This window comes from Eggerthella sp. AM16-19, from assembly GCF_003474385.1.
Classification (GTDB): domain Bacteria; phylum Actinomycetota; class Coriobacteriia; order Coriobacteriales; family Eggerthellaceae; genus Senegalimassilia.
Genome location: NZ_QUCY01000002.1, coordinates 67,658 through 88,518 on the forward strand (window position 1 = coordinate 67,658; position 20,861 = coordinate 88,518).

A 20,861-nucleotide genomic window follows, 5' to 3' on the forward strand; every position below is an offset into this window, starting at 1 on the left:
CTTAGTCGCCGTTTCGTGCCTTGTCGTACTCGTCTTTGAACGCGGCGAACATGTTCTTCTTTTTCGGGGCCGCCTTCTTCTTAGCGCTTGAGGCCTTGCTCGAAGAAGATGCCTTGCTTGTGGAAGCGGCCTTCTGCCCATCCGAAGGAGCCACGGCCTTGTCGTACTCTGCCTTGAAATCCCGGAACATGTGCTTGGACTTGCTGATCTGCTTGCCCGTGGCGTACGCGCCCTTGTTGACCGCCTCGCCGGTTGCCACGGCCGCCTTGCTGACCACGGGTTTCGCCTTGTCGACGGTGGTTTGCACCTTGTCGACGGCGACGGCAGTGGCGGCACCCGCCTTCTCAGCCACGCCGCCCTCGCTGTTCAGGTCGGCCACCTGGGGGGAAACGAGCATGGCGCCAAGCTGCACCTCTTCGCCCTCCATACCCTCGGCGCCCATGTTAGCCAGCGCGGCGCCCATACCGCGTTTGAAGCCACGCACCATGTCGGCGGGGATGGTGCGCTTGCCCAGCAGGGCGTTCGACGTTGCGCCGTTGTCGGTTTCGAAGCAATCCACCGTGCCCGTAAGGCGGTTGAACGTGACGTTGCCCACGATGCCGTAGGACTCACCGTCCTCGCTCATAACGGGAAGGCCTACCCACAGCACGCAGTCGTCCCAGTTCAGACCTTCTTTCTTGCAATAGGCCTTGCCGCTTGCGGCGGCATCGGGGCGCATGATGACGCGGCCGTCCACCAGGTCGTAGCCGTCGATGGGGACGAACACGTCGGCGCGATGGAACATCCATAGCAGGTCGGGGCGCTTCACCACGAAGCCGATGACGCGTTTCTCCTTCGGGTGGAACACGAAGCGGCGGATCTTGCCGATGCGCTTCGTGCCCTTCTTGCCGCCCAGAACGCGCGTGCCGGTCAGCTCATGGGTGGTGATGAGTTTGCTTGCCATGAAAATCCCCTTATACAGCATGAAGCGGCGCGCCGAAACCTGCCTAGGGCCGGACACGCCGCTTCGGTATCATGATTGGAACAGGATGCTATTCGGCCTTCGGCTCCTCGGCCTGCTCAGCTGCCTCGGCGACCGTTTCCGCAGCGGGCTCGACAGCCTCGGCCACGGCCTCGACGACTTCCTCGGCCACCTGGCCGGTTTCCTCGGCGTTCTTGGCCACCTGGGAAGCGATGCGCTGACGCGCCGCCTCGATCTTGTCGCGCAGCTCGTCGTTGTCCTGGGTGAAGGACGGCTTCAGGTTGCTGGCCACCTCCCGCACGCGGGCAGCGGCCTGACCGGCCACTTCCTGGCCCTTGGCCTGCACGGAGGAGACGACCTCCTGGCCGCGAGCTGCGGCGCTCTGGTACACCTGCTGGGCGTTCACGCCGGCGTCGGAGCTGATGCTCTGCGCCTGGCCCCACGCCTCGTTCACCTTTTCGGCCACCATGGTGCGGGCTTCCTGGCCCGTACGGGGAGCGCACAGCAAAGCCGCCACGGCACCAACGGCTCCACCTGCGAGAAAGATACCAAGTTTGTTGCTCATCACGGCCTCCTAAATATGCGGGACGATCATCTGTGCTGCCATTATACGAGCAAGCCGACAAGGACTCGCCGACTTTCCAATACCTGCAGAAAAAGGTTGCCTTCTTGTTAGATTGCGAAGGGCCCGGATAAAAATCGGGGGCCCAAAAGGCCCCCGTTATCGGCGGTTTACGCGTCCAGCGCGCTTTCGACCAGCTCGTTGAGAAGATTGGGCAACGTAAGGCCCGCAGCCTTGGCCGCCTGTGCGAACGGGGCCTCAGCGGAGAAGCACGGGTTCGCCACGGCTTCCAAGATGATGGCCTGCGCGCCGTCCCAAATCAGGTCGATGCAGCCGCAGTCGCGCATGCCCAGAGCACGATAGGTTTCCAGCACCGCGCGCTCGATCTCGGCGCGGATGGCCTGGGCGTCTGCCTCGCTCGGGGACAGCGACGCGTTGCGCACGGGAACGTGCAGCTCGACGGCGTCAGAGGCCTGTCGCGCCGCGGCGTCGTACCAGCCCTCTTTCGCAACGATCTCCACCGGGGGCAGCGCGAAGGCGTTCCAACCCGTGCCGATGACGGGCACGCTCAGCTGCACGCCCTCGACCCACGGCTGCACGAGCGCCCGCTCGCAATCCTTCAAGGCCTCGCGCAGCGCCTCGGCCAGCTGCTCGGCGTCCTCGACGCGGGAAACGCCATGGGCGGAGCTGCCGGACGCGGGCTTCACGCACAGCGGGAAGCTGCCAGGGAAGCGGCTTTCCACCTGGGAAAGCGCCGCTTCCATGCCCCATAGCTCGAACGCGCGGCGCGAAAGCGTCAACGTTTGCGGAACCGTTGCCGTGACCAGGTCCTCCGTGAGGTTGTGATACGCCTGAAGCGCTTCGGCGAGCGCCACCTTGTCGTAGGCGAGGCGGCACACCGCCGCGCTGCTGCCCACGCATGGCAGGCCAATCGCGGAAAGCGCGTCCTGGATGTCGCCGGATTCGCCATCGCCGCCGCGCAAGCAGCTGATGGCCGCATCGGGCTGTGCGCGCAGCAGATCGTCGATGAGGGAGCCGTCCGCCTGAAACAGCTCGGGCTCGTGCTCGGCCTCCTTCAGTGCCGCCATCACGTCGTTCGCCGCGGCAAGCGAGCGCTCGGCCTCGAACGCGCCGCCTGCGATCACCGCTATCTTCAAGCCCATTTCGGGCCTCCTTTCCCTGTACGTTGCGCGTTACCCGCGCAACAGCTTGTTGAGAAACGCCACAGAATCCCGCACGGCCCTTAGGACCACCAGGTCGTCGGCGAAGCTCACGTCTATGCGGGCGATGCCCGCCGCCTCGTCCAGCCATTCGCTGGTGCCCACGATAGGGCGATCGTGCGTTGCGCCCGCCATGGACGGCGGAGCTCCCGCAGCGGCGCCGGGCAGCGCGAACCACCGCCCCGACTCCGCGCGTACCTGCAGGTCAACCACTAGATGTTCCAGCAAATGCGGCAGCGGGGTGCAATCCATGACCGCGGCGAACACGGTACCGCGCTCGTTGACGCAGGCATGCCGGGCAAGCGTGGGAACCTCGGCCAGCACGCGTGACATCAGCTGGGGCGAAGTTGTGCGCGGTGCGGCGCTGAACGCCACCCGACACACCAAGTGCCCGCGCCGCACCTCCATGCGCTCGACGCGGATAGGGCCCGCCGAAGCGCCCCCGTCCGCACAGGCGCCATCATGCGTCATCGCAGCGACCCGCTTTTCAGCTGCTCGAGGGTCACCGCGTTGCTGCCCGCCGACTCGATGCCGCCCTCGGCCACCGCGCCGGTGAACCCTTGCGAACCGGAGCCGCTGGAGCCATCAGCGGAATCGCCCGTCGCATCCGCGCCGGCAGCTTCGCCGTCAGCGGTTTCGCCATTGGAAGCTTCGCCGCTGCCCGTGTTGCCCGACGCGTCATCCGCGGAGGATGCGTCGACGTCCTGGGCCGGGGCCGAACTTGCCGGCGCCGCCACGGCGCCTTCGCCCGGCGTGCGGTCGAGCACCGTCACGCCGTCGACGGGCTCCTCGCGCGGGACCTCCTTGCCCTGCAACCCGGTGATGAGCTGGCCGAACTGCCAGCCGATATCGCTGAACAGGTTGCCCCAGAACGAGAACCTGTCGCCATCGGTGATGACCAGCTCGCTGCGGTCGGCCGAGAAGCGGTAGCGCCCCTGCCCCTGCAGGTCCCCGAACGTGAACGTGATGGTCTTCGCCCCGGTGTCGAGCGTGTAGCCGTAAGCGACGTCGCTAGTCAGATGGATCTCCTGGCCATCGACCGTGACCAGGGACGTTGTACCGTTCGCGTACCACGCGCCTTGGAAGTCGGCAGCGTCGTCATAGCGAAGCCAGCGACCCCACGAGAACGAGCCCACCGTGACCACCACCACGGCTATGGCCACCAGCACGGCGACAACCGGCCAAGTCAGGTGCAGCTCGGACAGGTTAAACGGGAGCTTGCGCGCCGTTTCGCCGGCCTGCGACACCTCGCCGGCTTCCCCGCCTTGCGCGACATCGCCTTCGGCAACGCCTTGACCTGCAGCATCAGCGCCTTCGCCTTCTCCGGCGCGCTTGAGCATGCGCTGCCGGCGCTCCAGCCTGCGCTTGGCGGCCTCGCCGGCAATGGCGGCGCGAGCGGCGTCCTTCGTTTGCTCGGCATCGGCCTCGGAGACGGCCCCCTCCATCTGCTTCGCCTGATCGGAAGCGGTTTTCTCGGCCTTTGCGACCGAGAAGCGCTTCAGACGGCGCTTCAGCGCGGCGCCTTTGCCTTCCGCCGTGGAGGCCTGCTCGGCAGGCGCAGCGGATTCCCCGGCGGACGCGGACGCCGGGGCGTTCCCGTCACCGCCCGGCTGCACCGAGGGGACGTTCAACGGCTTGCGCGCCTTCGTCGGCTTGCCGGTTCCGCGTTTCGACACGGAAGGCCTCGACGGTTGCGAGACCGAAGGCCTGGTGGGCTGCGGAGCGGAAGGTCCAGCAGACTGCGCAGCGGATGACCCCGCGGGTTGCGCGACGGGCTGCCGCGCGGGTTGCGATGCAGAAGCCCCTGCAGGCCGCGAGGCGGGCTGCCGCGCTGACTGCGCTGCACCCGCTTCCCCAGCCTGAGCTGGGGCCGCCTGGTTCGCCGCCTGGTTCTGCTTCAGGCGCGTCGAGCTTTGCGGCATGGCGATGCGCCGCTTGGGCTTGCCCGGTGCCGCCACCTGGGCGCCGGCCTGCTTCGCCGCACTCGCGGCGGCGTCGTTCGACCCCGCCGCAGCCGCCTCGGGACGCGCCTCGGGACGGGCGACCGCCTTGCCCTTAACGGAAGGGCGCGCCGGTTTGCCCGGCGCGCCCTGTTCGTTATTCTGCTTCGGTGGCTTTCGTTTCGTTACCACGTGCAAAATACCTTATCTACGTGCAGTTTTCCTTCAGAATGCCGCGCCGGCTTTACGCCTGGTCGCCGATGACCTCGACGCCGCCCATGTAGGGGACCAGCACCTCGGGGACCTTGATGGTGCCGTCTGCCTGCTGGTAGTTCTCCATGATGGCGGCCATGGTGCGGCCCACCGCCAGGCCGGAGCCGTTGAGCGTGTGGACGTAGCGCGAGCCCTTGAAGTTCTCGGGGTCTCGATACTTGATGTTCGCGCGGCGCGCCTGGAAGTCGACGCAGTTGGAGCAGGAGCTGATCTCCTTGTAAGCGCCGTAGCTGGGCAGCCAGACCTCCAGGTCGTAGGTCTTGGCGGCGGAGAACCCGATGTCGCCGGTGCACAGGCTGATCACGCGATACGGCAGGCCCAGCAGCTGCAGGATGTTCTCGGCGTCGTTGACCATGGACTCCAGCTCGTCGTAGCTTTCCTCGGGCTTGGCGTACTTGACCATCTCCACCTTGTCGAACTGGTGCACGCGGATGAGGCCGCGCGTGTCGCGACCGGCGCTACCGGCCTCCTCGCGGAAGCACGGGGTGAACGCGCAGTAGTGAAGCGGCAGGTCAGAGGCCTCGAGCACCTCGCCAGAGTGGATGTTGGTCAGCTGCACCTCGGCCGTGGGGATCAGATAGAGGCCCTCACGGGTTTTGAACAGGTCGTCCTCGAACTTGGGCAGCTGGCCGGTGCCGGTCAGCGTGTCGGCGTTGGCCATGGCCGGGCACCACCACTCGGTGTAGCCGCGGCTGGTGTGCGTGTCGGCCATGAAGTTGATGATGGCGCGCTCCAGGCGTGCGGCCTGGCCGCGCAGCAGGACGAAGCGGCTGGCAGCCAGCTTCACGGCACGCTCGGGCTCGAGCATGTGCAGGTCGGCGCCCAGGTCCCAGTGCGGCTTCATCTGGATGCCCTCGGCCTCGAAGTCGCGCGGGGTGCCCCAGCGGCGCACCTCGGGGTTGTCGTTCTCGTCATCGCCCACGGGGGTGGTGTCGGCCGGCATGTTCGGCGTGCGCAGCAGGATGTCGTGCAGCTCGGAATCGGCGACCTCGCGCTTGGCGGAGACGGCGGCCAGCTGGTCGTTGATCTCGCGGACGCGCTCCTTGGCGGCCTCGGTCTTGTCCTTCTCGCCGGCGGCCATCATCTGACCGATGCTCTTGGACGTGGCGTTGCGCTCGGCCTGCAGAGCCTCCTCCTCGGTGATGGCGGCGCGGCGGGCTTCGTCAAGTTCGGAGAAGCGCGACGCGTCCCATGAAGCATGACGGTTCTTCATCGCCTGGGCGACGGCTTCCTGGTTTTCGCGAACGAACTTAAGATCTAGCATTGCGCGCTCCCCTTCTATGAATCGGTTGTAGTAGAGCAGTTTCCCAGTATAGCGCAGCGAACGCGCATGCGGCGCGGGCGATAAGGGGCCTTCACGGGAGCGGCATGCGAAGGCGGCGGGATCGCAGCTATGTGATAATGGCGCAATAACCAGCGCATGCAACGGAGCGCGAAGGGCACCGGCGATAATGGGGGCATGAAGACGATCACGAACATAGCCGACCGGCTGTTCCGCAAGGTGGAGCCGGTCGATTCCTCTTTCGGAAGCGAAGCTGCCGAGGCGGCTGTAGAAGGCGCTGCGGGAGAAACATCGGGGCAAACCGGAGCGCAAACCAAACCGCAAACCTGCACCGCTTTCCCCGCCGAAACCCGCACACCGGCGTTTTGCGCCATCGACTGCCCAGGCCGCTGCCCGCTTGAGCTGCACCTGTGCGACGGCGAGCTTGCACGCGTGTCGGCGAACAAGGCCGCCCCTGCGTGCCACCGCGGGCTGTCCATGCGCGCGTGGGCGAACAGCCCCGACCGCCTCATGTGGCCCCTTCGCCGCGTCGGGCCGCGCGGTTCCGCGCAGTTCGAGCGCGTGACCTGGGACGAAGCGCTTGACGAGATATCCGACCAGCTGGCCCGTATCCGCCGCGAACACGGCAACGAGTCCATCTACCTGGCCTATACCACCGGCCAATCGTGCACCACCGCCGACCCGTTCGAGCGGCTGATGAACTGCTTCGGCGGCTTCCTCGACCACTACAACAACTATTCGAATCCGCAGATCAACGCCATGGTCCGCAGCACGTACGGGCCCGGCGCGCTCTACCCTGGCGGAAGCGAGCTCGACGCCGCCGCCGATGCGCGGCTCGTGCTGGTGTTCGGTGCTTCGCCAGCGGAAACGGGGACGGGCCGCGCCACCTGGCACGGCGCCTGGGACCGCGTAGTCGAGCAGGTGGGCGAACGCGGCGGGCGCATCGTGATGGTGGACCCGCGCCGCAACGGCTCCATTCCCAAGCGCAAAAGGCCCGCAAACGGCGACGAGAACGAGAGGCAGGCGTCGGCGGTCTGCGGCGCATCGTTGACAGGCAGCAGCACGCACAAGGGACGACCAGCGACACCCGCTTGCGGCGGCACGCTATCAGCAGATGCCGCGCCAGGCGGGCAAACCGTTTCCTGGCTGCCCATCAACCCCGGGACCGACGGTGCGCTGGCAGCCGCGCTCCTGCACGAGCTTGCGTTTACGCACAACGCGCTGGATTGGGATTTCCTGCGCGAGCGTTGCATCGGGTTCACCGACGAGACATTGCCCGAGCACCGGCGCGGCCTGGGGCTTTCCGTAATGGATTGCCTGCGCGGCACCGGCTACGACCATATGGCGAAGACGCCTCCGTGGGCAGCGGCGATCACCGGCATCCCCGCAAACGACATCCGCGAACTGGCCTCACAGCTTGCTACCGCACGGCCCGCGTTCATCATGCAGGGCTGGGGTCCGCAGCGTCGCAGCAACGGTGAGATGACCAGCGGCATGATCATGATGCTGGCCGCGGCGCTCGGGCAGGTGGGTCTGCCCGGCACGAACAACGGCATGAACATCGCCTGGGGCGGCGGCTTTCTCACGCGTGTTTCCGCAGGCCGGAACGCTGTTCCCTTCCGCATCCCGGCGTATCGGTTCCTCGACGCCATCGAGAACGGCGAGACGCTAGGCGCACGCGAGGGCGTTCGCGGGCTGCCAGAAGCAAGTTGCGGTAATGCAGAAGGACCAGGCTCCACACAGGAAGCCCCGACAGAAAACGACGCAGCAAGGGGATTCGCCCTCGCTGCGAAAGCGAGCTTGGAGAAGACTTCTCATAGCAACCGTGCAACATATTCCGTACAACATCAGAATGGCGCCGCACACCTTCCCTGCAGCATCAAGGCGATCATATGCCACGGCGGCAACTGCCTGACCAACCAGCACGGCGACGTCAACCGTGCGCATCGCGTGCTGGGCGACCCGTCGAAATGCGAGCTCATCCTAAACATCGATGTAGAGTTCACCGACTCCGCCCGCTACGCCGACATCGTGCTGCCCGACCTGTTCCGCATGGAGCAGGAAAGCGCGATGGATGCCGACGGTTGGGGCCGGCGCATCGCTGCGAGCACCGGAGAGCTAGGCGCCCGCTTCGAGCGACGCGGCGCCTGGGAAGTATGCGTTGAACTGGCAAAACGCTGGGGAATCGAAGATGCGTTCACCGAAGGGCGTACAGAAGGCGGATGGATTCGCCTTCTGTACGAGGGCGACCGCGAACGTAGCACCGGGTTGCCGACGTTCGACCGGCTGCTCGAGGAAGGGCTTGCTTGGCGCACCGATTGCGCCGAGCCGTTCGTGGCGCTGGCCGATTGGCGAAGCGACCCCGACGCGCACCCGCTCGACACGCCGTCGGGAAAGATCGAGCTGTTCAGCGAACAGCTCGCCGTCGCGGCCGAAGCGCTGCGCGGCACACCCGACGAAGGCGCCATCACGCCCATCCCCACCTACGTTCCCGAATGGGGCCCGGCGGAGTTCGCCGTTGAACGGCCCGCAACTGACGGGGCGCAGAAACCGGACGCTGAGCTGCGCGAGGACGGCCACGGATGTGAATCCAGCGCATTCCTTCCCGCAGGCGGCCAGGAATACGAATCGGACGCCGGCCTTCCCATAGGCGGTCGCAAAAGCGAATCAAACACCGAACCCGCCTGCGACCAGCCGCTTCGCGTGTTCGGCTTCCATAGCGTCGCGCGCATCCATTCGTCATGGGGCAACGTGCCCGCGGTTTCGCGGCGCGTGCCGCAGGTCATCTCGATCAACCCCGCGGACGCCGACGCACGGGGCATCGTGACCGGCGACCTGGTGGAGGCATCGAACCGCTTCGGTACGCTGCGCCTTCCCGCGCACGTCACCGACGACGTAATCGCCGGAACCATCGTCATGCCGCAAGGAGCCTGGTGGCAAGCGGAAAGCTGCGGCACGCAAAACGCACCCGGGGCCGCCAGCGCCCGCACCGCCGAGCCCATCGACGTCGGAGGCTGCATCAACACGCTCACCACCAGCCGCCCCTCGCCGCTGGCGTTCGGCAACCCCCAACACACCTGCTGGTGCCACCTCCACAGACACATGGGGACGGAGGCTTATCTGTCCGAAACCTGAAGGCTTGGGTTCGGGGACAGGTCGGACGGTTTGGGGACGTAGGACTAAGTGTCCGAACCGGACACTTAGTCCTACGTCCCCAAACCGTCCGAGCAAACCGTCAGGCCCGACCCGTCAGGCCCTCGAGACCTTCGAACTCTTGCGGTTTGTTGCTAATCGTCGGTTGTTCTTCATTCTTGGCGCGACCGGATCGGAAACGGTGTAGTATACTTTGGCTTTGTAATACGCGCCTTCGAGCGCTTGCGAGCGAACCGTTAGGAACAGCATGGATTGGATTGGCCTGTACCACTTTCTTTTCGAGACATATGCCGGCATGGGCATTATGATCGGTGCGGGTCTTGTCATCAGCCTTATCGCATGCATCATCATGGAACGTCGCACCCGCAAAACGTTCGTCGACCGCCCGAAGGGCAAGGACGACTGGTCCTTCTTCGACGATGACGACGAGGAAGACTCGGAATAACCACGCGGCGGCCACTCACTCACACCTGCCGCCGAACCGCCCCGCAACGCCAATACGCGGGGCGGTTTCTTTTTTGCCCGAACGCAAAAGAGCCCGCAAGCACAACGCTTGCGGGCTCTTCGTTTCCCGTTTTGCAGCTACAGCGCGAAGCCGATGGCGTCCAGCACGTACTTCGGCACCATGAAACGCACCGTCTTCTGCGGGTCCACCATCTGGCACACCTGCACGTCGGCGACCAGCGACAGCAGCATGACCAGATCGGCCTCGGACTCGTTCGTGCGAGAAGCCAGCAGGTCGACCATCTGCTGAACGGCCAGCTCAGCGGCCGCATCCAGCGATTCCGCGGACACGATGATGCCGAAATGCGTATCGTTCTCGATCAGCGGGTTCACCAGCTTCAGCTCGGGCATGGCCGTCAGCGTGACGGTAGCGTAGCCCGCAACCTCGGCGCCGGAAACGCTGACCTCGCCGTCGCCCATGGCCGCGTGCATGTCGCCGCAGCCGAACAGCGCGCCATCGACCGCCACGGGGAAGTATAGCGTGGCGCCGGTGGTGATCGCCGTGTTGTCCATGTTGCCGCCATGGCTGCCCGGCGTGCCGCAGTTCACCGGCTCGCCCTCGGGAGCCACGCCGATGACGCCGATCATGGGGCGCAGCGGGATGTTCAGGCGCTCATCCCAGGCCAGCGTGTTGCCCTGGATCTTGCAATAATGCGTGGCCCACTCGGTGAAGCGGTTGCCGCACACGCCTTCGTCCTGGCCAGTAGCGGAGCAGGTCTGCTCGTCGAACTCGATGTTCTCGATGCGCACCTTCAACGCGCCGCCCGCCTTCGCGCCCTCGACGAACACCGGGCCGGTTGCCGGGTTGACGGCGTCCCAATCCAGGTCATCCATGGTGTCCTGAGGACCGGTCAGCTGGTTGCTGAAGCAGTCCTTCGTGCGGATGCGAATCGTCTCGCCGGACTTCACGGTCAGCACCGGCTCAAGATCGCGGTCGAAGAAGAACAACGTCTTATCGTCGTTAAGCTCGATCATAGGTTTCCTTCCTATCCATGTAAGGCCGCGGCACCGCGCCGTCGGCCGTTCTTGCGTTATCCCGCAACGCCGCTTCGTCCTAACGTCAAGGGCGAAAGTTATTCGTCGCTCTCGTCATAATACTCGGGGTCGGGCAGAAGATAGGCGGCGAACAGCATAATGCCCGAGGAAACGACCAACGAAGCCACATCGGCAGGATCGGTGAAGGCGGATGCGGAAGGAGCCCCGCAAATCGCCGCCAAAACGAACCCGGCAACCAGCACCGCTGCACCCGCCAGCACGCCAAAGGACGCGAACAGCCGCGTGGGGCGCCAACGCAGCAGGGCGCAGGCTCCCGCCGCAAGCACCCAGCTCGCCGCCATGATCCATGTGCCCGGGTCCAACAGCATTGCCGCCATCCGGTCGATTACCGCATCGCTTGCGAATGCCGCCGTCGAGAAATGCCAGGTGGCAAGCATATCCCACCCCATGAACGAGGCGCTTCCCAAGCCTGCCAGCATGAACCCGCATAGCACTTGGAACGCCGCGGTCGCCATCGCCGCAACCGGGCGCAGCGCAAAACCCGCCGCCAACGGGCCGAGCGGCCCCAACCCGATCGCACCGGCAAGCGGCGTCGCCAGCGCGGCGTTCGCGGTCGCGTCGCCCGCACGGCCCAGGTACCACCACCATACGCCGGTGCCCGCCAGCAGCACGCATCCCGCAGCAGGCACGCCACACATCACCAGCATGGCCGACAGGGAGACGAACCCCAACAGCGCGCCCAGATGAGGACGAAGCGCGCCGGCAAGCGTGATGAGCAGCAGCAACCCCCAGAACAGGGGGTTGGTAAACCCTTCGGTCTGCGAGATGTTCTGCAGCGACAAAAACGCCAGCAGCGCCGACCCCGCCGCGCCGCACGCATGCGAGCCGAAGAACACCAGCTCGGGGGTGATGCGATCGCGCAACGGGATGCCCGGCTCGCGAGGCTGCGGCTCGGTCTCCTCTTCCTCATCCGGACCGGCCACGATGTCGGCCAGCTCCGCACGACCCTTCGCCGGGTCGCCCAAAAACGGCGAAAGCTCCTCCGCAAAATCCGCCACCGACTCGTAGCGTTCCTCACGCTCAGGGTCCAACGCGTAGAAGACGGGGTCGTCTGCGGCCGGGTCAAGGTTGTCCCAGCACAGCGACGGCAGCACCAGCTCGCCGTCCTCGATGGCCTCCTGCGCTTGGAACAAGTTCGGCGCCAAGAAGGGATTCTCGCCCGCCAGCATCTCGTACGTCACCGACGCGAGCGCCCATTCGTCGCACCGCGCGTCAAGGTTCTCCTGGCGCATCTGCTCAAGCGGCATGTAACCGATGGTGCCGCCGCCAGCCACGCCGAATCCCTGCGCGTCGGCCAAGGTCGCCAGACCGAAATCAGTCACCTTCACCTGGCCCGATGCGTTGATGAGGATGTTATCGGGCTTGATATCAAGATGCAGCACGCCGTTCTCATGCGCCACCTCAAGCGCATGCGCCACCGCCTCGAACACGGCAGCGACCACATCGAGCGTCAGCCGATCGTCGTGGTCGCGCAACAGCTCGGTGAGCGTCATGCCTTCGACATATTCCATGATCAGGTACGCCGTGGAATCCTGGATCTCGAAGTCGTACACCGCGACGATGCTCGGGTCCGACAGCATGGCCGCCGTGCGGGCCTCGTCCAATCCAGGGATGCGCGAGAGCGTGCGCACCAGCGGGCGGCTGGCAGGGTCGACCGCATTCGTCAGGCTGACCGACTGACCGGGCAAAAGCTGGCTAGGGAATGAATCGGCGCTCGACGGGTCCGCAGGATCGAATCCCTCAAAGCCGGGCCCAACTTCGCGGGCAGGAGCGCTCGTCGGCTCCGCCGGCGCATCGGAGCCGTCGAGGACCCCAGCATCCTCGGAGCCCGCAAAACCCGTTTCTGCCGGCAAATCCTCCCACGGGGGAACGTCCGCCGGGTCGATGGCGGTCGCCGAAGATGCCGCGGAACCCGCCGTATGCGCGCCCATTAGGCCGAGGCCTTGAGAACCAGCCGAGCTTTCGCCGCGTTCATCAGGGAAAATATCAAGCGCATCTGCCCCGGGGAGGGCGGCGCGCAACAACTCGGCCTCGGATAGGGGGATGCACTTGATGGCCACCTTGCGCTGGATGCGCGTATCCCATGCCACCTGCACCGTACCGAAGCCGCCGACCCCCGCCTTGGCAAGGGGCTTGTATCGATTGAGTATCAGCTGCGTTTTAGTCATGCGCACATTATATTGCAGGCACTTGCGCGCCATAGGTACATCAAATCCATTCGCTACAATCGGCAGCCTAAGCAACAACAGAAAGGCCGCCGTTGAAAGATAACCGCACGCTTTCGCTTCCCCAGCGCATCGCCGCAGCATTAGCCGCCCTGGCGCTGGCGTTCTCGTTCGCACTTCCCGCAACGGGCTGTACCGTCAGCATCGGCGATAACGCCGCTGGATCCGGCAGCTCCATCAGCAGCTCAGACGGAAGCGCCGGCACATACGGTGGCTCCGACGACGCGCGATCCGCGCAGGCGACCATCGCCGACATCCCTGCGTATACCGGCGCGCTGTGCATCGATATCAACCACGGCATGCCCGGGTTTACGGCACAGGACGAGGCGCGCGGAACGTTTATGCAGTTCAGCGACCTGGATTTCGAAGGCCGCTGCGGCACCGCTTTCGCACGCATCGGACCCGACACCGTATCCAACGAGAAGCGCGGCGACATCTCGCAAGTGCACCCGAGCGGCTGGGTGCAGCGCAAATACAGCTTCGTCGACGACGGCATGCTGTATAACCGCAGCCACCTGATCGCGCATCAGCTGTGCGGGGAAAACGCCAACGAGAAGAACCTGATCACGGGCACGCGCACGTTCAATGCAGTAGGCATGCTGTATTACGAGGAGCTAGTGGGCGACTATGTGCGCAGCACGGGCAACCACGTGCTCTACCGCGTCACCCCGCTGTTCGCCGCAAACGACCTGGTGGCGCGCGGGGTTCAGATGGAAGCGAAGTCCGTCGAGGACAACGGCGAAGCCGTGCAGTTCAACGTGTTCGTGTACAACGTGGAGCCAGGCGTGGCCATCGACTACGTGACCGGCGAAAGCTGGGAATCGTCCGAAACCCCGCAGGTCACCAGCAAAGGCAACGCCACCATCACCACCGCAGCAGCAGCGCGAGCGGATAAGGCAGCAGCGGGAAGCGCCAACGGGAGCAATGCCGACGGCAGCAGCAGCGCCAACGGCAGTGGCGACGGGTCCGGCAGCGGGAGCAACGCCAGCAACGCCGACGGAACCGGCAGCAACAGCGCCGGCAACCAAAGCGCATCCGAGCAGCAGGACTATATCCTGAACGTGAAGAACAAGAAGTTCCACAAGCCCGACTGCTCCGCCGCCAGCGACATCTCAAACGCAAACAAGCAGGACTTCACCGGCACCCGAGACCAACTCATAGCCCGAGGCTACTCCCCCTGCGGCATCTGCAAACCGTAAGTTGACATGGGGAGATCCTCGAGAAGCACGACGAGCAGCCGCTTATCAACGGATCACAGCAGATAGAAATCGCTAGGGAAACAAAAGAAAGGCAAAACGGCGCGGCATTCATCTTTCATCTAAGAGAAACGCCACGGCACTACTTCGGAATCAAACGCAACACTTAAAACGCTTGTACTTCGCGATAAGGAAATTCTCGTTCGGGCGCAACGCCTTCTCTTTAGGCAAAAACAGCGGCGCACCATCAAGATCTGCGTATGATCCGTCCGAAATCCGTGAACTTGCTTCCAGACGCATCGAAGCAGGGTTAATACCCAGCAAATAGCTATCAAATAGCAAGTGAATATCGGAACGCAGCAAAATGCCGTTCTCCACAACATTGCTTTGGGTTCCGCGATAATCAAGGATATGCGCTGCTTGCAGCACCTCGTTCGTATCGAATCCCGTAACCGCGCAATGCCCCTCATAAGCCTCGAGCAGGTCTTTTCTAAAGGTTTGCTGCCCTTGACGCACCATACGACGAGCAACGGAGAAACGGCGGCGATCCTCTTCCATGCTTTCGGGATCGCTTGCCTCGTTTGATAGAGGCCCCTCGTCAACCGTTGCCGACTCCCTCATTTCGGCTTGCGGCGCCGCACTCGCAAACAAATGCTCGGTCTTAGGCGTAACGGGCCCGTGCAAGGTGAACAACTCGTTCTCGGGATTGAACTCCTCAACGAACGCGAGAAAGCGCAGGTACGAACTCGAAGACGAGTTCTGCTGAAGGAACACACCAACGGGAACGCCATCCATCAAGCAATTCACCAGCTTTTGATTCCATTGCATGTCGGTCGTTCCGCCGGAATTGTTTTGATGGGCCGAGTAGTACAAGACCCATGTCCCATCGCCCAAATCGATTCGGGTACCATCGTTGTTCTCGCTATATAAGCTGTTATAGGCAACCGTCACCGTTGCCGCATACCTGTGGCGGCTCGGCACATGGATCCCACGCTACGCCACATGCTTAAACTTAACTCCAGGCAATGTGCTGCCATGGAATCGAGCGCCTTCTTTCCCCGTTTCATTCATGAACCACGCATACAGGTTTCGATGGCTTTCGGGGTCATCTTCAAGAGGGATCAAACGCAACGCACGCTCGATCGATAGGTTCGTGTATGGAAGGAAGTCATCAACGCACATCGAGCCATCAATGCGCGTCAATGGAAACGGCACTTCCGCCGTTTCCACCTTAGTCGATATGTTCCCATCGCTCAAAGCCATACTGCAATTGTGCCAGCGTCCGCTCCGTTCGACAACAAGCAATCCGACAGAAGAGGTCAATGCGAAGTTTCATTGCGCAGCGGCAAGCTCTAGCTCGCACCCCGCAAACGTTGCACGCCTTAAAACAACGTCCCCTGCCCGAACGTTACCGGGGCTGGCGGTTGCTCTGGGGCCGCCGTTAACGCAAGCCTTTCGCGATTTGCTAGCTTTTGCCAGTTGGCCACCAGGCTGGGCCACGGCGCACGCAACCACCAACGCGCCTCGGCGAGCGTTAGCGCCAGGGGCATACGGTTGTGCACGGGCGCAACGTTGGCGTTCGGGCGCGTGGTCACTACCGAGAAGCGACCTTGACCGCATACCGTCGCCAGCAGCAGCGGCGAATCTTCGCCGCTTTCGAAACGATACTGCTGCTTGATTCGCCGCCCCGTTTTCGGGCTGCGTGTCGTTTGGGTCGCATGCGCTTCGAAGAAACCGCCCGTCACAACGATGCCGCGACCCTGCGCGATCGGCTGCTCCCACATACCCGGATTCGGCCCCATCGCCGTTTCCAAGCGCGTGTTGTACACGGGGCGTTGCTGCCATTCAACAGGGAATCCCCAGGTCAAACGTTCAACAGCCAGTTGGCTTTCCGGACCGCGGACGATTACGTCAACGCCCGCGCCAGGGAACGCATCCTCGCCCGGCTCAACCTGCGCTGTCGCGGCTTCACCAGCCATCGGACGCGCAGGCCAATCGGGCTGCGCGTTCACAGGCGAATCCGCCTGCAGCTCGCGCACAACTTCCGCAACCTCATCCCATGTAACGACCGTGAACCTTCTGCACACGACAAACCCCTACTCGAAAGGATTCCGCCAGACCACCGGCACTACTCCGAACTCTTCCTTGAACTGCTGCGTGAGCCCGAACGTCTCGTATTGCATGAGCATGAACACGATTCCCTACCCCTGCTTCTTCTTAGGGTCCGCCCCGCCGCCCTCGACTTTTCAGTTATACGTTTTCGCGATTCGTATAAAGAAGGGGCCTGGAATCTCATCTACTTTATACGATTTCCGGGATTCGTATAACTTAGCGCACGTTTTCGAGCGCTTCTTTATACGATTTCGCGTTCCGTATAAAAACGGGAGCCCCGTAGGGCTCCCGTTCAGCGTGCTCTATTTGAAAGGACTGGCGAAGCCGAAGCTTCGCGTCGGGGAACTGCTTCCCCGATCAGCGCAGTAACTGCTTGCGCGACTGCTACCTCTCTTCCTCATCCTTCTTGTCAGCCTCGGTGATGCTGCAGTTGGTGATGAGGATGAGCGAGGCAACGGACGCGGCGGCCTGCAGGGCCGTGACGGTGACCTTGGCCGGATCGGCAACGCCCATGGAGATCATGTCGCCGTACTTGCCGGTCTCGCAATCCAGACCGAAGCCGGGCTGTGCCTCAAGCGCCTTGGCAACCTCGACGTCGCCGTTATAGCCGGCGTTGCTGCACAGCGCGCGCATGGGCTCCTCGAGCGCCTTGCGCAGGATGTCCACGCCGAAGCGCTCCTCCTCGTTGGCGGCTTCCACCTGGTCAAGCGCCTTGGACGCCTGGATCAGGGCAACGCCGCCGCCGGCCAGCAGACCCTGGCTTGCAGCCGAGCGCGTTGCGCGCAGGGCGTCCTGGATGCGGCTGCGGATCTCGTTCATCTCGGTCTCGGTTGCAGCGCCGACGCTCATGACGGCGATGCCGCCGGACAGCTTCGCCAAGCGCTCGCGCATGACGTCCAGCTCGTAGTCGGAATGCGGGTTCTTCAGCTCGTTACGGATGGCCTCGCAGCGCTTCTCGATGGCCTCCTGCTTGCCCTTGCCGCCGATGATGAGCGTGCGGCTCTTCGTGATTTGCACGCTTGCGGCACGGCCGAGCATGCTCTTCTTGGCGTCTGCCAGCGACAGGCCGCGCTCGGGGGAGATGACCTCGCCGCCGGTGAGGATGGCCATGTCCTCCAGTTCCGCCTTGCGGCGCTCCTCGGCGCCAGGGCACATGACGGCTGCGCTGATGAGCGTGCCCTTCTGGCGGTTCATGAGCAGGGAGTTCAGGGATTCGCCGCGCACGTCGTCTGCCACGATGAGCAGCGGATGGCCGGACTGCATGACCTCCTCCAGCACGGGCACGACGTCCTTGAAGTTGTCAGCCAGACGTTGATCGGTGATCAGGATGTAGGGCTGCTCAAGTTCGCCGGTCATGGAGCCCATATCGTCGGCCATGTACGGGGAGATGAAGCCGCGGTCGAACAGCATGCCCTTCTTGACTTCCAGGTCGATGCCGAACTTGGTGGACTTCTCAACGGAGATGACGCCGTCCTGGCCGATCTCGTCCAGGGCCTCGGCGATCTTCGCGCCGATCTCGGGGTCGCCCGAGGAAACGGTGGCGATCTCGGCCATCTGCTCGCGCGTGGTCACCTGCGTGGCGGCCTTCAGCAGCTCGTCGGATGCGACGTCGGCGGCCTTCTGGATGCCGCGGCGCAGGGCCAGCGGGTCATTGCCGGCGGTAACGTAGCGCACGCCCTCACGCACGATGGCATCAGCGAGCAGCGTTGCCGTGGAGGTGCCGTCGCCAGCCTCGTTGTTCGCGGCGGTTGCTGCCTCGCGGACCACCTGCAGGCCCATCTTCTCCACGTGGTCGTATGCGCCCACGTGCGCAGCAACGGTAGCGCCGTCGTTGGAGACGTTGGGATGACGCTCGCCCTTCTTGGTGATGCCGACGTAACGGCCCTTCGGGCCGATGGTCACGCGCACCGCGTCGGCCAGCTTCGCCACACCGGTCGCAAGCTTCTCGCGCGTCTCGTTGTCGTATGCGATTTCCTTAGCCATGCTATGAGCCCCTTCCTTGAGCACGTGCATAACGATATTTGCTACCAAAGAAAGTTAGCACTCTTTGTCTACGAGTGCTAGATGCAGGCAGGTATTTATGGGAAACGGGAGCGTTTCGTTACCTATTTAGGCTTCCAGCCACGCCGCCAACGGCTCGGGGGAGTCGAACACGTCGCAGTTGCTGCGCCAGTCGGTAGAGTTGAGACCCGTGGCGGTCGCGCGGTCGAGCATCTCGACCAGCGGGTCGAAATAGCCGCCCACGTTCAGGATGGCGCTCTTCGCATCCAGCTCGCCGGCCTTCACCTGGGAGACGATGCCGAAGAACTCGTCGAACGTGCCCAGGCCGCCAGGCAAGGTGACGAACGCATCGGCCAGCGAGGTCATGCGCGTCTTACGGGTGGCAAGGTCGGATTCGCAGATCAGCTCGGTGCACGGGTACACGGGGCGTCCCTTCTTGTTCAGGCCCTCGGTGACGACGCCTATGACGCTACCGCCCGCGTCACCCACGCCGTGCGCCACCGCGCCCATCAGGCCCACGTCGTAGCCCCCGAACACCAGGCCGTGCCCGTGCTCGGCCAACGTGCGTCCCAGCTCGTAAGCGGCATCGATGTACAGCGCATCCAGATCCCGGCTCGATGAGCCGAACGCGCATATCCTCATGGCGAAACCCTTTCAACCGAAAACAGTAACGCGCCCTAGCCTACACCATCGCGCAGCGTTTCGCCTACACGCCGCCGCCTTTGTCGTGACCGGGGGCACCCTGTTCGGGCGTACGAGCTTCAACTTTGCCGCGCGAATTGTCGGCCTCGGAGAACCACGCGTCGCAAAGCTGCTGGTAGGAACTATCTTCCCGCATCGCACAAAGCGCCTGCGCCACAGCCTGCGCCAGCGCCTCGTTGTCAGCGTCGAACGCCAGCGCATAGCCCGCGTCGGCCCCTTCGATGTGCTGCACCACATGCTCATCGCCATACGACACGCGCAAGTGGTAGTTCGCGGCCTGCTCATCAGCCACAACGGCATCCACATTACGCGCCTGCAGCGCCGAAAACAGCTCACCCACGTTGTTGTACTCAACTAGTTGTACATCAGCAAGCGAAGATGCCGCCCATGCAGCGCCGGGTGAGCCTGCAAGCACGCCGACCTTACATCCGCCCAGGTCATCAACGCTTTCAACAGCGGAAGACTTCTTTGCCACCAAGCATTGGCTCACGTCTACGAACGGAACGCGCACCATGCCCGACGCGTCATCTGCAACAACGCTGCCAACCTGCCCGCTTACGGCATCCGCCACCGTCATGGCCGCGTCGGCCCGCACCTGCGCACCACGAACGGTCTGCCCTGCCACCTGCGCACGCGCAAGCGCCGCATCAGCCGAATCTGCCTTCGACCAGGCAACTTCAACGTCAAGCCGCTGCGCAACCGCATCCATCAGCTCGCAGCCGAACCCCGTTTGCACGCCGTTGGCATCCTGAAAATACGGCAGGCAGTCCAACGGGCACGCCACCGTCAACGCACCCTCGTGCACCAGCGACAACTCCGCCGCCTGCTTCTCGACACCCGCCGACGCACCACCTTGTGCATCCGCCCCCGAAACAGGGCTGAACCCGGCGCACCCGCCGAGCCCAGCAACCAGCGCCGCGCACAGCGCAGCGCTTCCTATAACGCGGCGGCAACGCGCCGCCACTACGCAGCCTCTTCCACGCTGTCCAGCAGCTCTTCCAGCAGGTCAGCGTCCTCTTCCACATAGCCCATGACCAGCTGGGCCAAACCCTGGTAGAACATGGTGCGCGCGAAACGACGCATGTCTTCGGTCATCATGGGCAGCCAGTTCAGCAGGTGGTCCTGCGCGAACTTCTGCTGCGTGCGCAGTTTCTCGATGGCCTTGTCCTCGTCGCCGGCACGCAGAGCCTCGGCCGTGCGCATGGCCATACGCTGCATAAACTCCAGCTCAAGGGCAATGTGGTCCTCGCCCTCGGTCCAACGACCACGCTTCAGGTTGTTCTCGCGCAGCGTTTGCAGCACCTCGGCGCGCGCTTCCTGCATCATCAAACGACGCTCGGAGGTGTACACGCTCTCAAACGGATACGCCGCAGAAAAGCCGTTCACGCCGTGACCGATGAATGTGCGCACGTAGTCGATGGCAAGCTCGGTGATGCTGTCGTCCCAGCTGGTGCGCAGGTAGTCGTACAGCATGTGGTAGCCCTCGTCCACCTTGGCGCTGCTCGTGGCGGCCGGGAAGCGCATGCCCTGCAACTCCGTCAGCGCAGCCTTGTCAACTTCCTTCAGAAACAGGCGCGCCATCAGGCCGTACGTACGAGCTCGGCCATCCATCAGCGCAGCCAGGTCCATCTCTTCCCCAGCAGCGGGTGCTGCAGCCATGTTCTCAGCCATCGG

General features: G+C 64.0%; 18 protein-coding genes. 3 read left to right on the top strand and 15 right to left on the bottom strand.

All coding sequences use genetic code 11. From position 1 onward, the window contains the following. Position 1: 1 nt before the first annotated feature. The 6 genes from DW178_RS01490 to serS all read right to left on the bottom strand — a co-directional run bounded on the left by DW178_RS01490 (position 2) and on the right by serS (position 6,220). Positions 2–943: a PRC-barrel domain-containing protein gene (locus tag DW178_RS01490; protein ID WP_118349366.1), complete on the bottom strand. Its 942-nt coding sequence runs from the start codon at positions 941–943 to the stop codon at positions 2–4. Positions 944–1,031: 88 nt separating this feature from the next. Next, the gene (locus tag DW178_RS01495; RefSeq protein WP_118349367.1) at positions 1,032–1,526 is read right to left on the bottom strand and encodes a YtxH domain-containing protein; all 495 of its coding nucleotides are present in this window, start codon (positions 1,524–1,526) and stop codon (positions 1,032–1,034) included. A gap of 167 nt (positions 1,527–1,693) precedes the next feature. After that, positions 1,694–2,686, bottom strand: coding sequence for a D-alanine--D-alanine ligase family protein (locus DW178_RS01500; RefSeq protein WP_118349368.1), 993 nt, complete (start codon positions 2,684–2,686; stop codon positions 1,694–1,696). A gap of 30 nt (positions 2,687–2,716) precedes the next feature. Further along, positions 2,717–3,214 carry a cyanophycin synthetase family protein gene (locus tag DW178_RS01505; protein ID WP_118349369.1) on the bottom strand — a complete coding sequence of 166 codons (498 nt, stop codon included), beginning with the start codon at positions 3,212–3,214 and terminating at the stop codon, positions 2,717–2,719. Further along, entirely contained in the window at positions 3,211–4,875 is a 1,665-nt protein-coding gene (locus tag DW178_RS01510) for a hypothetical protein (RefSeq protein ID WP_147363787.1), read from the bottom strand. Before DW178_RS01510 ends, DW178_RS01505 begins: the two co-directional genes overlap by 4 nt. 52 nt (positions 4,876–4,927) lie before the next feature. Next, a complete protein-coding gene (gene serS, locus DW178_RS01515; protein WP_118349371.1) occupies positions 4,928–6,220 on the bottom strand; it encodes a serine--tRNA ligase in 1,293 nt (430 codons plus the stop codon). Between the two features lie 195 nt (positions 6,221–6,415). Here serS and DW178_RS01520 point away from each other — a divergent pair, with 195 nt between their 5' ends. Together DW178_RS01520 and DW178_RS01525 are read left to right on the top strand one after the other, a co-directional pair. Beyond that, positions 6,416–9,373, top strand: coding sequence for a molybdopterin-dependent oxidoreductase (locus tag DW178_RS01520; RefSeq protein WP_158573961.1), 2,958 nt, complete (start codon positions 6,416–6,418; stop codon positions 9,371–9,373). 265 nt (positions 9,374–9,638) lie between these two features. Next, entirely contained in the window at positions 9,639–9,836 is a 198-nt protein-coding gene (locus DW178_RS01525; RefSeq protein WP_042432175.1) for a DUF6724 family protein, read from the top strand. A gap of 137 nt (positions 9,837–9,973) precedes the next feature. Here DW178_RS01525 and DW178_RS01530 read toward each other — a convergent pair whose 3' ends face one another. Then, positions 9,974–10,870, bottom strand: a complete 897-nt coding sequence (locus DW178_RS01530; protein WP_118349373.1) for an acetamidase/formamidase family protein — start codon at positions 10,868–10,870, stop codon at positions 9,974–9,976. Positions 10,871–10,968: 98 nt separating this feature from the next. After that, positions 10,969–13,119, bottom strand: a complete 2,151-nt coding sequence (locus tag DW178_RS01535) for a serine/threonine-protein kinase (protein WP_286168450.1) — start codon at positions 13,117–13,119, stop codon at positions 10,969–10,971. Between the two features lie 92 nt (positions 13,120–13,211). Here DW178_RS01535 and DW178_RS01545 point away from each other — a divergent pair, with 92 nt between their 5' ends. After that, complete coding sequence (locus DW178_RS01545; RefSeq protein WP_118349374.1) at positions 13,212–14,375, top strand: DNA/RNA non-specific endonuclease; 1,164 nt, start codon at positions 13,212–13,214, stop codon at positions 14,373–14,375. A gap of 150 nt (positions 14,376–14,525) precedes the next feature. Here DW178_RS01545 and DW178_RS01550 read toward each other — a convergent pair whose 3' ends face one another. From DW178_RS01550 to DW178_RS01580, 7 genes are all read right to left on the bottom strand, one after another. Further along, positions 14,526–15,245 (bottom strand): HNH endonuclease, encoded by a 720-nt coding sequence (locus DW178_RS01550; protein WP_118349375.1) that lies wholly within the window; start codon positions 15,243–15,245, stop codon positions 14,526–14,528. Between the two features lie 120 nt (positions 15,246–15,365). After that, the gene (locus tag DW178_RS01555) at positions 15,366–15,695 is read right to left on the bottom strand and encodes a hypothetical protein (RefSeq protein WP_158573963.1); all 330 of its coding nucleotides are present in this window, start codon (positions 15,693–15,695) and stop codon (positions 15,366–15,368) included. Positions 15,696–15,754: 59 nt separating this feature from the next. After that, positions 15,755–16,411, bottom strand: coding sequence for an SOS response-associated peptidase family protein (locus DW178_RS01560; protein ID WP_502695379.1), 657 nt, complete (start codon positions 16,409–16,411; stop codon positions 15,755–15,757). A gap of 457 nt (positions 16,412–16,868) precedes the next feature. Then, positions 16,869–18,467, bottom strand: a complete 1,599-nt coding sequence (gene groL, locus DW178_RS01565) for a chaperonin GroEL (RefSeq protein ID WP_118349378.1) — start codon at positions 18,465–18,467, stop codon at positions 16,869–16,871. Positions 18,468–18,593: 126 nt separating this feature from the next. Further along, positions 18,594–19,127, bottom strand: coding sequence for an LOG family protein (locus DW178_RS01570; RefSeq protein WP_118349379.1), 534 nt, complete (start codon positions 19,125–19,127; stop codon positions 18,594–18,596). A 64-nt stretch (positions 19,128–19,191) separates the two neighbouring features. Continuing rightward, positions 19,192–20,151 carry a substrate-binding periplasmic protein gene (locus tag DW178_RS01575; RefSeq protein ID WP_118349380.1) on the bottom strand — a complete coding sequence of 320 codons (960 nt, stop codon included), beginning with the start codon at positions 20,149–20,151 and terminating at the stop codon, positions 19,192–19,194. Continuing rightward, complete coding sequence (locus DW178_RS01580) at positions 20,151–20,858, bottom strand: TorD/DmsD family molecular chaperone (protein ID WP_286168451.1); 708 nt, start codon at positions 20,856–20,858, stop codon at positions 20,151–20,153. Before DW178_RS01580 ends, DW178_RS01575 begins: the two co-directional genes overlap by 1 nt. Positions 20,859–20,861 lie beyond the last annotated feature (3 nt).

Excerpts from the sequence above, each read along its gene's own strand:
- DW178_RS01490 (WP_118349366.1), bottom strand. The coding sequence starts at position 943 with ATGGCAAGCAAACTCATCACCACCCATGAGCTGACCGGCACGCGCGTT.
- DW178_RS01495 (WP_118349367.1), bottom strand. The coding sequence starts at position 1,526 with ATGAGCAACAAACTTGGTATCTTTCTCGCAGGTGGAGCCGTTGGTGCC.
- DW178_RS01500 (WP_118349368.1), bottom strand. The coding sequence starts at position 2,686 with ATGGGCTTGAAGATAGCGGTGATCGCAGGCGGCGCGTTCGAGGCCGAG.
- DW178_RS01505 (WP_118349369.1), bottom strand. The coding sequence starts at position 3,214 with ATGACGCATGATGGCGCCTGTGCGGACGGGGGCGCTTCGGCGGGCCCT.
- serS (WP_118349371.1), bottom strand. The coding sequence starts at position 6,220 with ATGCTAGATCTTAAGTTCGTTCGCGAAAACCAGGAAGCCGTCGCCCAG.
- DW178_RS01520 (WP_158573961.1), top strand. The coding sequence starts at position 6,416 with ATGAAGACGATCACGAACATAGCCGACCGGCTGTTCCGCAAGGTGGAG.
- DW178_RS01525 (WP_042432175.1), top strand. The coding sequence starts at position 9,639 with ATGGATTGGATTGGCCTGTACCACTTTCTTTTCGAGACATATGCCGGC.
- DW178_RS01530 (WP_118349373.1), bottom strand. The coding sequence starts at position 10,870 with ATGATCGAGCTTAACGACGATAAGACGTTGTTCTTCTTCGACCGCGAT.
- DW178_RS01535 (WP_286168450.1), bottom strand. The coding sequence starts at position 13,119 with ATGACTAAAACGCAGCTGATACTCAATCGATACAAGCCCCTTGCCAAG.
- groL (WP_118349378.1), bottom strand. The coding sequence starts at position 18,467 with ATGGCTAAGGAAATCGCATACGACAACGAGACGCGCGAGAAGCTTGCG.
- DW178_RS01570 (WP_118349379.1), bottom strand. The coding sequence starts at position 19,127 with ATGAGGATATGCGCGTTCGGCTCATCGAGCCGGGATCTGGATGCGCTG.
- DW178_RS01580 (WP_286168451.1), bottom strand. The coding sequence starts at position 20,858 with ATGGCTGAGAACATGGCTGCAGCACCCGCTGCTGGGGAAGAGATGGAC.